The 14,025-nt window shown below is 63.5% G+C and carries 9 protein-coding genes; 1 reads left to right on the top strand and 8 read right to left on the bottom strand.

Features of this window, described 5'->3' with window-relative positions; genetic code table 11:
- Positions 1-11: 11 nt before the first annotated feature.
- Positions 12-1,340 (bottom strand): ABC transporter substrate-binding protein, encoded by a 1,329-nt coding sequence (locus tag BBSC_RS00045; protein ID WP_033518396.1) that lies wholly within the window; start codon positions 1,338-1,340, stop codon positions 12-14.
- A gap of 312 nt (positions 1,341-1,652) precedes the next feature.
- Between BBSC_RS00045 and BBSC_RS00040 the strand changes: the two genes are divergently transcribed.
- Positions 1,653-2,696, top strand: a complete 1,044-nt coding sequence (locus BBSC_RS00040; RefSeq protein WP_033518394.1) for a LacI family DNA-binding transcriptional regulator — start codon at positions 1,653-1,655, stop codon at positions 2,694-2,696.
- Between the two features lie 70 nt (positions 2,697-2,766).
- On the opposite strand, the gene BBSC_RS00035 is transcribed toward BBSC_RS00040, so the two are convergent.
- From BBSC_RS00035 to dnaA, 7 genes are all read right to left on the bottom strand, one after another.
- Positions 2,767-3,369, bottom strand: a complete 603-nt coding sequence (locus BBSC_RS00035; protein WP_033518392.1) for a DUF3566 domain-containing protein — start codon at positions 3,367-3,369, stop codon at positions 2,767-2,769.
- Positions 3,370-3,555: 186 nt separating this feature from the next.
- Positions 3,556-6,321, bottom strand: a complete 2,766-nt coding sequence (gene gyrA, locus BBSC_RS00030) for a DNA gyrase subunit A (RefSeq protein WP_033518390.1) — start codon at positions 6,319-6,321, stop codon at positions 3,556-3,558.
- Positions 6,322-6,530: 209 nt separating this feature from the next.
- Positions 6,531-8,534 (bottom strand): DNA topoisomerase (ATP-hydrolyzing) subunit B, encoded by a 2,004-nt coding sequence (gene gyrB / locus BBSC_RS00025; protein WP_374042816.1) that lies wholly within the window; start codon positions 8,532-8,534, stop codon positions 6,531-6,533.
- 240 nt (positions 8,535-8,774) lie between these two features.
- A complete protein-coding gene (locus tag BBSC_RS00020; RefSeq protein ID WP_033518387.1) occupies positions 8,775-9,254 on the bottom strand; it encodes a DUF721 domain-containing protein in 480 nt (159 codons plus the stop codon).
- Entirely contained in the window at positions 9,251-10,630 is a 1,380-nt protein-coding gene (gene recF / locus BBSC_RS00015) for a DNA replication/repair protein RecF (RefSeq protein WP_046726198.1), read from the bottom strand. Before recF ends, BBSC_RS00020 begins: the two co-directional genes overlap by 4 nt.
- A gap of 135 nt (positions 10,631-10,765) precedes the next feature.
- Positions 10,766-11,890: a DNA polymerase III subunit beta gene (dnaN, locus tag BBSC_RS00010; protein WP_033518386.1), complete on the bottom strand. Its 1,125-nt coding sequence runs from the start codon at positions 11,888-11,890 to the stop codon at positions 10,766-10,768.
- 584 nt (positions 11,891-12,474) lie between these two features.
- On the bottom strand, positions 12,475-14,025 hold the full coding sequence (gene dnaA / locus BBSC_RS00005) for a chromosomal replication initiator protein DnaA (protein WP_033518384.1): 1,551 nt from the start codon (positions 14,023-14,025) through the stop codon (positions 12,475-12,477).

The following is a 14,025-nucleotide window of genomic DNA, read 5'->3' as shown; positions in this document are numbered from 1 at the left end:
ATATGAATGGCTCACTCCTTGACGGTGAAGCCCTGGTCCTTGGCAAACTTGACCAAGCTGTCCTGCCAGGCGGATACGCCCTTCTCCAGCGTGGTGCCACCGGCGTACGCCTTGCCGGCGGTATCCGGGAAGGTGGTGCGGGCCTGAACCTCGAACGGCAGGAACTCCCAGCCGGTGAGCACGTTCTTGGAAGCCGTCATCAGTTCCTCGTTGATCTTCTGGCCACCGAAGTAGTCGCTGGTCTTGTTGAGGAATTCATCGCTCTGCAGGATGCGGTTGATGGACGGGAACACACCGAGTTCATAGGCGCGATCCGTACCTTCCTTGGAGTGGTTGAGGTAGTCGACCAGCTTATAGGAAGCGGCTTCCTTGGCCTTGTCGCCGGTATCCATCAGAGACAGGCAGGTACCGCCGTTTTCGGAGTTGGCGTGGTCGCCTTCATTCCACTGCGGCATTTGGGTCACACGGTAGTTTCCGGAGGCTGCGGGGGAACCGTTCTCAAGGTTGACCGGCATCCAGGCACCGGTGAGCAGGGACGCGATGGAGCCATCGCCCAGAGCCTTGTTCCACTCGTCGGACCAGGAGACGGTCTTGGTGTCGATGAGGTCCTCGGCGATCAGCTTCTGCCAGAACTTGGTGAACTTCTTGGCGCCCTCGTCACCGGTCAGATTGATCGATACGGTCTTGCCATCCTTGGAGGTCTTGAACGGGTGGCCGCCCGCCTGCCACACCATGGAATCGTAGAAGCCGCCGCTGGTAGCGTCGCCACTGTCGGAGGTGATGTAGCTTCCGGTGGCGCGGATTTTCTTGGCGGCCTCGTAGAACTGATCCCAGGTCTTGACCTGGGTGGCGTCCACGCCGGCCTTGTCGAAGACGGCCTTGTTGTAGAACCAAGCCATCGGGCCGGAATCGACCGGCAGACCATACACGCCGTCATTGAGAGCCACAGAAGCCCACGGACCCGGAGCATAATCACTCTTGTACTTATCGGCGCCGTACTGCTTAAGGTCGAGGACCTTGCCGGTGGAGACGAACTGTGGAAGGGCGAAGTATTCCAGCATGGCGACGTCCGGCATGCCGGAGTTGGCGGAGATGGCGTTGTTCAGCGAAACATACTGCTTGCTGGCGCTACCGATGTTCTGGAATTTTACGGTGATGTTCGGGTACTTCTTCATGAAGTCCTTGGCCTGCTTTTCGGCGGAAGTGCCCCAGCCCCACCAAGTGATGGTGACCGGCGCGTTCTCGTCCACGGCGTCGGACGAGCCGGAACCACACGCAGCCAACGAAACGGACGTCACCGCAGCCAGCGCGGCGGCGAGGACCTTCGTGAACTTCCTCATAATGTCTCCTTCGACTGTACACTCGGGACGAACCTCCATGCCCGCTCCGCGTATCAGCATTCTGCTTGATATTAAATTTTATCGATAATCTTATCGATACACTGCATGATATTATCGATACACTACTTTGTCAAATGGCAGACCGACCGTCTCACAGGAGAAGCGCATGACCATATCGATCATCGACTGATCGTGCCACATGTTTGCCGTAATTGACATGCCCGAAGCGTAGTAAGTTGTTACTTACGATGGATCGGCGAAGAATCGCCGCACGACCGACTTGTATGCTTGATACCAGTTGAAGGAGTGAACATGGTCACCATGAAAGACGTCGGTCGCGAAGCCGGAGTATCGGCCATGACGGTTTCCAACGTGCTGCGCGGCAACGACAATGTCGCTCCCGAAACGGCGATGCGCGTTCGAGCCGCGGCGGACAAGCTGCATTACCGGCTCAACACCACCAGCCTGTCCGCCCGCAGTTTGCGCGCGTCCACCAGCCGCACACGTACCGAGCGCGGCACCATCGGATTGGCGATTTTCGAGCTCGATCGCCCCTATCCCTCCCAGCTGGCGTCGCTCATCTCGCAAGTGGCCGAGGACCGCGGGTACCAGACGGTGGTGCAGCAGACGAGAATCGACGAAAACAACGAACGTTCCATCATCGAACGGGTCACCAATCAGTTCTGCGATGGCCTGATCTTCAGTTCGAGCAGGTTGTCCGCCAATGAGATCGAGCAGCTGTCCAATCACCGGCCGACCGTGCTGTTGGACGATGATCGCCCCCAGCAGGATATCGACACGATCCTCACGCCGTGCATCGCCGGAGCCCGAAAAGCCATCGAATACTTGTACGGGCTAGGGCGCCGGCGCATCGGCATCATGGGCGGCAGCGTCATCGCCGATGGCATGCCGGAGGCCCGAGGACGCAATACCAGAGACCGTCGCTTCGAAGGCTGCCGCCAGGCATTCGATCGGTTGGGCATGGACTGGGACTCCGCATGCATCATTCCCACATCATGGAATGACACCGATGCCAGACAAGCCGTTCATTATCACGAGACCCTGATTCGGCAATGCGACGCGTTATTCTGCATGACCGATACCGTGGCTTTCGGTACGTTGCGTGGGTTGAAGGATCTGGATATCAGCGTCCCCGACGATATGGCGGTCATCGGATTCGACGGCATCGCGATGGGAGCGATGACGGTCCCCTCGCTGACCACCATCGCGGTCGACGTCGACTTCATCGCCAAACAGGCCGTGGACCTGCTCATCAAGCGCATCAACTACGAACCCGATCTGCCGCACCAGCGCATCGTCGCCGGCTACCATATCGAGCACCGCGAGTCCGCGTGAACCGCATAAAAAAGTGGTTCCCCTCATAGAAGGGAACCACTTTTTTTATGGCATGTTCAATGGCATGGGATCAGTCGTCGCCCAGCGTGACGTGCACGCCGCCGACCAGCGCGGTCACCACGTTGTACAGCAGGGTGATGATCGTGACCAGCAGCGTGATCAGGACGACCTCGACGATCGAGAAGATCGTGACGGCGCTCAGCACGGTACCCAGGCTGAAGATCTGGTTCAGGTTGATGCCGCCAGCGTCCAGACCGGTGGAGGAGACGATCTGCGTGATCTGCTGGAACACGCCGACCACGTCGAGCAGCAGCCAGATCAGCGCGACCGCGACGATCTGGATGATCGCCCCGGCGATCGTCAGCAGGAACGACACCTTCGCCGCGGACCACGCGCTGATATGCGTCACCGACAGGTTCATGCGGCGGGCACGGGGCGTGCCACGGCGGGCCGGGCGCTCGGGCTTGACCGATGCGGGCATGCCCTCGCCGGCGGCGGGGGAGTCGAAGCTCGCGGAGGCCGTGCCGGACGCGGAACGAGCGGTGCGGCCGACATGCGCGGCATGAACGACGGGCTCGGGCTCGCCCTGAGGCTCTTCACGAGGCTCATCGGGTTCGATGCCGGCCGGCTGGATCACCTCGGCCTCGTTATCCTCTTCAAGATTCTCGTTCATCGTTGCTCCTTGGGTCTTGCTAGTGCCTTGCTTACCAGTGCCTTATGCGAGCGTAGCAGTTTTCGCAGACGGGTATCGGGCGCAGGCCGCGGGTTGTTCCGGGTTGTTTACATTCTCCCCGTATACCGCCCGCGATGGGCCTGTTCCGTGCCGTCGCCGATGCCGTTCGCCGGCACCGGCGACGGACTATTCGCCGTCCGATTCGCCGGTCTCAGCCGGTTCATCATCGGCCTCGCCGGACGGCGCGGTGCCGGCCTCGGCCGTCTCGGCCGCATCCGTCACCGCTTCGGCGCCCTGGCCGCCGGGCTGAGCGGTCTCGCCGGAGACCTCATCCGCGGCCTCGTCCTCGGGATCGTCCTTCTCCTCGTTGCGGGCGATGGAGATGATCTCGTCGCCCTTGTCGGGCTTGGCGAGCGTGACGCCCTGCGTGGTGCGGCCGGTGCGCTTGACCTCGGCCACATCGGAGCGGATGACCTTGCCGGACTTCATGATGGCCAGGATCTGGTCATCCTCGGCGACGATCACCGCGCCGACCAGCGATCCGCGGCCTTCGGCCAGCTGCAGGGCCTTGACGCCGAAGCCGTTGCGCCCCTGCAGGCGGTACTCGCTGATCGCGGTCCGCTTGGCGAAGCCTTCGTTGGTGACCACCAGCAGATCCTTGTCGGTGTCGCCCCAGACCACGTCCATCGCGAGCAGCTCGTCGCCGTCGCGGAACTTCATGCCCTGCACGCCGGCGGTCTGGCGGCCCATCGGGCGCAGCTGATCGTCGTCGGCCGCGAACTTCAGGCTCATGCCGAGCTTGGAGACGAGGATGATGTCGTCCTCGGCGTTGCACAGCGCGGCGCCGATCAGCTCGTCGGCGACCTCGCCGTTCTCGTCGGTCATGAGGCGCACGGCGATCAGGCCGCCCTGGCGCGGCGAATCGTACTCGGCCAGCGCGGTCTTCTTGACCTTGCCGGAGCGGGTGGCGAGCACCAGATACTTGGTGACCTCGTAGTTCGGGATCGACAGCACGGTCTGGATCGTCTCGCCGGGCTGCAGCTGCAGCAGGTTCGCCACATGCTGGCCCTTCGAGTCACGCGAGCCCTCGGGCAGCTCATACGCCTTGATGCGGTACACGCGGCCCTTGTTCGTGAAGAACAGCAGCCAGTTGTGCGTGGAGGTGAGGAAGAAGTGGTCCACCACGTCGTCCTCGCGCAGCTTGGCGCCCTTGATGCCCTTGCCGCCGCGGTGCTGGGCGCGGTACTCGTCGGCCTTGGTGCGCTTGATGAAGCCGGAGTGCGTGACCGTGACGACCACGTTCTCCTCGGCGATCAGGTCCTCGACGTTCATCTCGCCTGAGAACGGCAGGATCTTGGTGCGGCGCTCGTCGCCGTACTTGGCGACGATCTCGTCCAGCTCGTCGCCGACGATCTTGCGCTGGCGCTCGGGCTTGGCGAGGATGTCGTTGTAGTCGGCGATCCTGCGCATGAGCTCGTTGTGCTCGTCGAGGATCTTCTGGCGCTCCAACGCGGCCAGTCGGCGCAGCTGCATCGCGAGGATCGCGTCGGCCTGCACCTGGTCCACGTCGAGCAGATCCATCAGTCCGGTGCGCGCCGCATCGGCGTCGGGGGAGCGGCGGATCAGCGCCACGACCTCGTCGATCATGTCAAGGGCCTTCAGATAGCCCTGCAGAATGTGGTCGCGCTCCTCGGCCTCGCGCTTGAGGTAGCGGGTGCGGCGCTCGATGACGTCGAGCTGGTGGCTCACCCAATGGCGGATGAACGCGTCGAGTGACAACGTGCGCGGCACGCCGTCGACCAGCGCGAGCATGTTCGCGCCGAAGGTCTGCTGCAGCTGGGAGTGCTTGTACAGGTTGTTGAGCACGACCTTCGGCACGGCGTCGCGCTTGAGCACCAGCACCAGGCGCTGACCGGTGCGGCCCGAGGTCTCGTCGCGCATGTCGGCGATGCCCTGGATCTTGCCGTCGCGCACGCCCTCGCGGATGGACACGACCAGGCGGTCCGGGTTGACCTGGTACGGCAGCTCGGTGACGACCAGGCACATGCGGCCCTTGATTTCCTCGGTGTTGACGACCGCACGCATGGTGATCAGGCCGCGGCCGGTGCGGTACGCCTGCTCGATGCCCTTGTGGCCGAGGATCGTCGCGCCGGTGGGGAAGTCCGGTCCCTTGATGCGCGCGATGAGCGCCTCGAGCAGCTCCTCGCGGCTCGCGTCGGGGTGGTCGAGCGCCCAGTGCACGCCGTCCGCCACCTCGCGCATGTTGTGCGGCGGGATGTTCGTGGCCATGCCGACGGCGATGCCGGACGAGCCGTTGACCAGCAGGTTCGGGAAACGCGAGGGCAGCACGGTCGGCTCCTGCGTCTTGCCGTCGTAGTTGGGTACGAAATCGACGGTGTCCTTGTCGATGTCGCGCACCATTTCCATGGCGAGCGGCGCCATGCGGCATTCGGTGTAACGCATGGCCGCGGCCGGGTCGTCGCCGGGGGAGCCGAAGTTGCCCTGACCGTCGACCAGCAGGTTGCGCATCGACCACGACTGCGCCATGCGCACCAAGGTGTCGTAGATCGCGGAATCGCCGTGCGGGTGGTACTTGCCCATGACGTCGCCGACGACGCGGGAGCACTTGTTGTAGCCGCGGTCGGGGCGGTAGCCGCCGTCGTACATCGCGTAGATCACGCGGCGGTGCACGGGCTTCATGCCGTCGCGCACATCCGGCAGGGCTCGTTCGACGATGACGGACAGCGCGTACGCCAGATAGGATTCGCGCATCTCCTGCTGCAGATCCATATGCTTGATGCGTTCGCCGGTCATCAGGCCATAGTCGGTGTTGTCGGCCTCCTGGGGGCTCAGCGGCTCGAGCGAGCCGTCGGGCACGCGCTGCTCGTCGCCGGGGGTGCCATCGGCGTTGTTCGCGCCGTTGAATTCGTCGCTGTTGTTGTCATCTGCCACGGTGTCGTTCCTTTGGTTTGTACAGGTAGGGGAGCCGTCGGAGAAGCCGCCCGGGGACGATTCCCCGTGTTATGCGGTACGGCCTCGCGCCCGACGGCGCTTCCGGGCGGTGTGCGGGAAGTCGGGTCAGCCGGACTTCCCGCCGTGTTCCGCCGCCCACGCTCGCTTGTGTTAGATCGCTTGCGTTGGCTCGCTTGTGTTATCGGGGCTCAGGCGTCGATGAAGCGGGCGTCATGCGCGTTGCGCTGGATGAACAGGCGGCGGGGCTCGACCTCATCGCCCATGAGCATCGAGAAGGTCTCGTCGGCCTGGGCCGCATCCTCGATGTGGATCTTCTTCAGGATGCGCTGCTCGGGGTCCATGGTCGTCTCCCACAGCTCCTGGTAGCTCATCTCGCCCAGACCCTTGTACCGCTGGATGCCCTCGCCCTTGGGCAGCTGACGGCCCTTGGCGCGCCCCTCGGCGAGCACGCGGTCGCGTTCGGCGTCGGTGTATACGAAGTCGTGCGGGCCCTTGGTCCACTTGAGGCGGTACAGCGGCGGCATGGCCACGTACACGTACCCGGCGGTGATCATCGGCCGCATATAGCGGAAGAACAGCGTCAGGTTCAGCGTGGCGATGTGCGCGCCGTCGACATCGGCATCGGCCATGATGATGACCTTGTGGTAGCGCACCTTCGAGATGTCGAAGTCCTCGCCGTAGCCGCCGCCGACCGCGGTGATCAGCGACTCGATGGTGTCGGACTTCATCATGCGGTCGATCGACGCGCGCTCGGTGTTGAGGATCTTGCCTCGCAGCGGCAGGATCGCCTGCGTGATCGGGTTGCGGCCCTGGATCGCGGAGCCGCCTGCCGAATCGCCCTCGACGATGAACAGCTCGCACTCTTCTGGGTTGTTGGACTGGCAGTCCTTGAGCTTGTCGGGCATGCCGGCCGATTCGAAGATCGACTTGCGGCGCGTGTTCTCGCGGGCCTTCTTGGCCGCGATACGCGCGCGGGACGCCTCGATGGCCTTCTGGATGATGCTCTTCGCCTCGTTCGGGTGGGCGTCGAACCAGTCGCCGAGCTTGTCGGTCATCACGCGCTGCACGAAGGTCTTCGCCTCGGAGTTGCCGAGCTTGGTCTTGGTCTGGCCCTCGAACTGCGGGGTGGTGAGCTTGACGGACACGACGGCGGTCAGGCCCTCGCGCACGTCGTCGCCGGAGAGGTTGTCGTCCTTCTCCTTGAGGATGTTCTTCTCGCGCGCGTAGCGGTTGACCAAGCTGGTCAGCGCGGCGCGGAAGCCCTCCTCGTGGGTGCCGCCCTCGGTGGTGGAGATCGTGTTCGCGAAGGTGTGCACGGCCTCGGAATAGGCGGTGGTCCACTGCATCGCGATTTCGGCGGAGATGCCGAGCTTCAGGTCCTCGGCCTCGAAGTCGATGACATCCTCTTCGACCGGCGTCGCCTTGCGGTTCTTCACCATGTAGTCGACGTAGTCCTTGATGCCGTTCATGTACTGGTAAGTCACCGACTGGTGCTTCGGCTCGCCCTCGGCGTCGGCGCCCTCCTCGCCGGCCACCTCGTCGCCGGCCTGGTCGGGTTCTCGCAGGTCGGTCAGGCTGATCTTCAGGCCCTTGTTCAGGAACGCCATCTGCTGGAAGCGGGCGCGCAGCGTCTCGAAATCGTAGACCGTAGTCTCGAAGATCGCCCCGTCCGGCCAGAAGGTGACCGACGTGCCGGTCGATTCGCCCTCGGCCATCGGATCGCCCTGCTTGAGGCGGGCGGTCGGATGCTGGTCGACGTACGTTTGCGTCCAGTGGTAGCCCTGGCGGCGCACCTCGATGTCGACGCGCGTGCTCAGCGCGTTGACCACGGAGATGCCGACGCCGTGCAGGCCGCCGGACACCGCGTATCCGCCGCCGCCGAACTTGCCGCCGGCGTGCAGCTTGGTCATGACGGTCTCGACGCCGGAGACGCCCTCGCCGGGCACCTCGTCGACCGGGATGCCGCGGCCGTCGTCGACGACGCGGATGCCGTTGTCGGGCAGGATCGTCACTTCGATATGGCTGGCGTACCCGGCCAGCGCCTCGTCGACCGAGTTGTCGACGATCTCATAGACCAGATGATGCAGACCGCGCGGGCCGGTCGAACCGATATACATACCCGGGCGGATACGCACGGCCTCAAGGCCTTCGAGAACTTTCAGATCACTGGCGTCATAGTGCTCGGGGGACATGCTGTCGTCGAGTTGCGCATCGACCAGCTCGTCCTTCTCTTCCGAATCCTCAAGCGAATCCACTTCGTCTGCCACCAAGCTTCCTTCCTGCGTTGGCCCTCATGCAAGGGGTTCCCGCTCGGTCGATATGCTCTAGAAAGCGAATAACGGGACCTTCTAGCCATTTACCTATACTGCAGGTAAGTCTACTCGTCTACGCCGACACGTTGCCTAGCGGCGAAAATACATCGAAGCAAACCATCAGCGCCGGTACCGGCCGCGGCGGAACCCGGACTGGGGGCCTGTGACGCGGATCTCGCCGATGTCGAGCCCCTTGAGCCGATCGCGGATCGTGGAGGTGAGCTGGGGGAGCATATAGGTCAGCTGCGTGGCCCAGACCGCGGATTCGGCGCGGATCGTCAGCACGCCGTCGGCGAAGCCGGCCACCGTCGAGTGCATGGCGATGCCCGGGCCGACGACCTGATCCCAGTGGTTGCGCAACTGGGCGAGCTTCAGCTGCGGGGTCCAATGCCCGCCCGAGGCGATGCCGTTGAGCACGCTGCCGAATGCGGCCGGGTCGCGGCCCGGCTTGCCGAAGCTCTCCCACGCCTTCTCGCGGTTCTCCTCGCGCGTCCTGCGGTCGCGCATCACATAGCCGCCGTGTTTGGCCAGGCGGTCGAACACCTCGGCCGGCAGCTTGCGCTCGTCAAGATGCAGCGTGCGGGCAATCGGCGGGTTCATGAGCCGGCCCGATCGCCATCGGTCGCCGGGGCGTCTGAGGCAGGCTCAGGCGCTTTGGACGCCTTGGACGCCTCATGGGACGCATCCCCGTCCGGCGAGGCCGGCGCCAGACCGAACGCGGCGAGATCGGGGTGCAGGTACTCGTCCTGCGCGCGTTTGAGCGCGGCGACGTCGATGATGTTCGCCCCGGAGGCAAGGCCAGAACCGCCGCCGGTTCCACCCGCGGCCGGGATATCGCTGGCGGCCGCGACGGTGATGATCACCTGGTCCTGCCCGCCCGCGAACTCGAGGATCTGCCCGCGCCGCGATTCGTCCAGCTGTGCGAACACATCGTCGAGGATCACGATCGGCTTGGCGCCGCGGGCATGGGCCACCACGTCGAACAGCGCCATCTTCAGGGCCAGGGCCATCGTCCACATCTCGCCGTTCGACGCGAACTCGCGCGCCGGCACGCCGTCCAGCAGCAGGCTCAGGTCGTCGCGGTGGGGACCGATCAGATTCGCGCCACGCGCGACCTCGCCCGGGTAGATGCGCTGGAAATGCTCGCTGATATGAGCCATCGGCTCGTCGAACATCAGCACCTCGTCGAACGACGGCTCGTAGCTCAAGGACGCCTCCTGCCGACCGCCGGCCAGGCTCCGGTAGATCTCGGCGAACGGTTCGGCCAGCAGGCCGACGATGCGCTGTCGGTCACGGGTCAGTGCCACCCCGGCCTCGATGAACTGGCCGGTCCAGATCTCCAGCCCGCCAAGTATCGAGTCCTGCCGGCTCGCGTATCCGTCACGCTCGCCGAGCTGCTTGAGCAGTGCGGCGCGCTGGCGGGCGATTTTCGAGATGGTCTGCAGGCGGTCGGCGTATCCGCCGATCAGCATCGCGCCGGCCTGATTGAGCAGCGTGCGGCGGGTCGCCGGATCGCCCGATACCAGGCGCTGGTCCTCGGGGGTGAACGAGATGCTGGGGATGCGCCCGACCACATCGCGCATGTACAGCGACGAGCCGCCGTTGATGCGGGCCCGGTTCGCGCCGCGGGCGGTGACGGTCACCTCATAGGTGGTGTCCGGCTCCGCCGCGCCCGTTTCGCCCAGCCCGGCCCCGGAGGATCCGTCATGACGCGCGTCCGATGCCGGAGTTCCGGGGGCTGGCGCGGAGATGCTGACGTTGGCCCGGATCGTGGCGGACGCGCATCCGCGTTCGATCAGCGGCAGCGAGCTGGAGGTGCGGTGGCTCGTTCCCGTGGACAGCACCTCGATCGCCTCGACGATATTGGTCTTGCCCAGGCCGTTAGCCCCGTGCAGGATGTTCACGCCATCGGTGAAGTCGACCACGCAGTGCCCCCATGAACGGTAGTGGTCGAGGGCGAGACGTGAAACGTACACCGCATCCCTCCGATGTTTCCTTATGTTTTCTCATACGTTTCGCATTTTGCGAAAACTCGGAGAAAACCTTGCGAAAGCTGTGTGGTTGGCGGGGTCTCTCACCGTAGCGCCGAGACTCCGCCTCGATGCCGAAGCTCAGCTGTTGAAGCGCATCGGCACCAGCAGGTACCGGTAATCCATGGATTCGTCGGAATCCGCTTCCTGCTGGCCATTGAACTCGACGGGCTTGACGGCGGTGGTCATCTTCATGCGCACGAACGGTTCGGTGATCGCGGACAGTCCCTCGATCAGGTACGACGGGTTGAACGCGACCGTGATGTCGTCGCCGTCCATGTCGATGTCGATGATCTCCTGGGCCTGGGCCTCGTCGGCCGCGCCGGCGGACAGCGTCAGTTCCTGCCCGGTGAACACCATGCGGATGGGAGCGTTGCGCTCGGCGACCAGCGCGACGCGCTTGATCGCGCCGATCAGCTGCTGCTTGTCGATCACGGCCTGAATCGGATACTCGTCGGCGAACAGGCGGTCGACCGCCGGGAACTCGCCATCGATCAACTGCGACGTCGACACGCGGCCGGCGTTTTCGAAACCGAGCAGGGACGCATTGTCGGGATCGAAATCGATCACGACGTTCTGGTGTTCGTCCAGGGAACGGGCGATGTCCCGCAGCAGGGAACCGCGGACCAGAGTGGTCGTGTCGATGTTGATGTCCTGCGGGGTCCAGGAGAAGCTGGCCCGGGACAGGCGGAAGCGATCGGTGGAGGTCATGACGACCTTATCGCCTTCGAAGTGCGTGCGAACTCCGGTGAGGACCGGGCGGTTCTCCTCGCGGGACACCGCGACGCACGCCTGGGACACCGCCTGGACGAAAGTCGGGGCGTCGACCTGGCCGAGTTTCGCCGGGACCACGGGCAGATCGGGGTATTCGGCATCCGGCATCAGCTGCAGGGTGAAGGTCGACTTGCCCGAAGTGATCGTCATCGTCGAACCGTCGGTGGACAGGTAGGTCTTCTCGGCCGGCAGCGCCTTGGTGATGTCGGCGAGCAGCTTGCCGACGACCAGTACGGTTCCGGCTTCGTCGATGCCTGCCTCGATATGGTGGCGGGCGGAGATTTCGTAGTTGAATGCGGAGAATTGCAGCGTGCCGTCAATGGCTTCGAGCCGAATGCCGGCAAGGATCGGGTTGGCCGGCCGTGCGTCGATCACTCGTGTGGTCCACGCGACGGCGTCGGCAAGTGCTGCGGAATCGATTTCGACTTTCATGGCTCCTACTTTCACGTTGTTCCTGCATGTCATTCTAACCGGGGTGGTCCAAGTTGGGGAATCCGATTTGTCAAGCCCGTTATGATGGTGGCGATGAGATAAAGTAAGTGGGTAGGTAGTCGTAGTAATAAGGGCTGTGGAAACTGTGGATAAGTGTAATAAGAGCAGTGAGCAGAACGGCTAAGCGACAAAGGAAGACTGTGGATAACCCGTGGGTAAAATGTGCATAACTAGGGGACTTATCCACAATTGCGACGAAGCGCCCGTGTTGTCCACATTTTTTGTGGATTAGTCCACGATTTGTCCACACGAAAAACGGTGGTTATCCACGAGTTATCCGCAGGATTTACCCACATTTGTGAATAAGTATGTGGATAACTTTTATCAGAAGTCTTGACGAATCCGGGCGTGTTGCGGTGTGTCATATGGCCGTGTCGGGATATCTCGGCTGTCAGGATCGCGTACAGAGACGAAAAACGGGCATTTCTGCACCGTGCTGCAAAAATGCCCGAAAACGGTCTGTCAGCGCCCTTCTGCTGGACGGGGAGTGCGGTCGCGCGCCGCAGGGCGGCGGTTCGAAAGACTCACTGGTCGGAGGTGTGCTGCTTCAGCCGAAGCGTCAGCTCCATCACGTACTTGTAGATCTCTTCCTTCTGCTGCATTTTCTGGTTGATCTGCTCAACCGCGTGCATCACCGTCGTGTGGTCGCGTCCGCCGAACACCTCGCCGATGTCGACCAGACTCATGCCGGTGTTTTCCCGGGACAAGTACATGGCGATCTGACGCGCGATCGAGACGTTCTTGGTACGCCCGCGGCCGACCAGGTCGTCGAAGGTCAGATGGAAGTACTTGGCCACCTGGCCGATGATATCGGTCGGCTTGATCTCCACGTCCGCGGTGAAGAAATCCTGCAGCGTCTGCTCGGCCAGAGCGCGGGTCACAGGCTGGTTGCTCAGCGAAGCCACCGCCGTCACGCGCGTCAGCGCCCCCTCCAGTTCGCGGATGTTCTCGGTGAACCGCTCGGCGATGAGATCCAGCGCGTCATTGGGGATGGGCGTGTGGTTCATCGAAGCCATCATGCGCAGGATCGCGATGCGGGTCTCCAGATCCGGCGGCTTGACGTCGACCGGCAGGCCGGATTCGAATCGGGAAATAAGACGTGCCTCGAATCCCTTGAGGTTCTTCGGCGGCACGTCGGATGCGATCACGATGCGCTTGTTGGCCTGATGTAGCGCGTTGAAGGTATGGAAGAACTGCTCGAGGGTCGCTTCCTTGCCGCCGAGGAACTGGATGTCGTCGATGAGCAGCACATCGACCTCGCGGTACCGGCGGTTGAATTCGGCGATCTGCCCCTGGCTCTGGCTCGGCGTCTGCAGCGCCTCGATGAATTCGTTGGTGAATTCCTCGGACGTGACATAGCGGACCTTGAGCGTCGGGTCTTTGACCAGCGCATAGTTGCCGATGGCGTTGAGCAGATGGGTTTTGCCCAGGCCCGATCCGCCATAGATACACAACGGATTGAAGTCGCGCCCCGATCCTTCGGCCACGGCGAGGGCGACGGTGCGGGCGAAACGATTGGAGTCGCCGGGCACGAAGGTGTCGAACGTCGCGTTCTTGTTGAGATGGGTTTCGGGGTCGCGCGACACCTGCGTCCTGCTGCCGGCGAATGCGACGTCGGACAGGTCGGGCTGCGATGCCGGCGGCACCGGCTTGATATCCGGCACGGCGGCATCCGCCGGGGGCTGGCGGAATGAGGCGCTTCGGCTCAGGGTATCGCCCGGGGGAGCGGTTCGCGTGTCCGCGTCGGCGGTGTGGAACGGCCGCACGGACGGCGCTTCCGCCGGGGGAGGCGCCGTCTGCCTCGGTTCGATCTTGAACGCGGGAAACATGTGGGTGCCCGACGCGATGTTCAAAGCATTGAGCAGCGGTCCGTTCAGTTCATTCTGCAGTGATTGCTGCGTCGCCAGATTCTCGACGCATAGCACGATCGTTGTGCCGAACACCGCTTCGGGGACCACGCCTTCGAGCCAACCCTTGTCACGAGCGGTGAGCTTCGAATCATGTTTGAGCAAAGCCAGCGCATCGGCCCAGATGCGGGCCGCTTGCGCGGTAGGGTCCAGCTGCGTGACAGCCAT

Origin of the sequence: Bifidobacterium scardovii JCM 12489 = DSM 13734 (assembly GCF_001042635.1) — a bacterium.
Lineage (GTDB): Bacteria > Actinomycetota > Actinomycetes > Actinomycetales > Bifidobacteriaceae > Bifidobacterium > Bifidobacterium scardovii.
The sequence above is the reverse complement of the archived record's forward strand: the minus strand, read 5'-3'. Positions and strand labels throughout refer to the sequence as shown.

Excerpts from the sequence above, each read along its gene's own strand:
- BBSC_RS00040 (WP_033518394.1), top strand. The coding sequence starts at position 1,653 with ATGGTCACCATGAAAGACGTCGGTCGCGAAGCCGGAGTATCGGCCATG.
- BBSC_RS00045 (WP_033518396.1), bottom strand. The coding sequence starts at position 1,340 with ATGAGGAAGTTCACGAAGGTCCTCGCCGCCGCGCTGGCTGCGGTGACG.
- dnaA (WP_033518384.1), bottom strand. The coding sequence starts at position 14,025 with ATGGCTGTCACGCAGCTGGACCCTACCGCGCAAGCGGCCCGCATCTGG.
- BBSC_RS00035 (WP_033518392.1), bottom strand. The coding sequence starts at position 3,369 with ATGAACGAGAATCTTGAAGAGGATAACGAGGCCGAGGTGATCCAGCCG.
- dnaN (WP_033518386.1), bottom strand. The coding sequence starts at position 11,890 with ATGAAAGTCGAAATCGATTCCGCAGCACTTGCCGACGCCGTCGCGTGG.
- gyrB (WP_374042816.1), bottom strand. The coding sequence starts at position 8,534 with ATGTCCCCCGAGCACTATGACGCCAGTGATCTGAAAGTTCTCGAAGGC.
- BBSC_RS00020 (WP_033518387.1), bottom strand. The coding sequence starts at position 9,254 with ATGAACCCGCCGATTGCCCGCACGCTGCATCTTGACGAGCGCAAGCTG.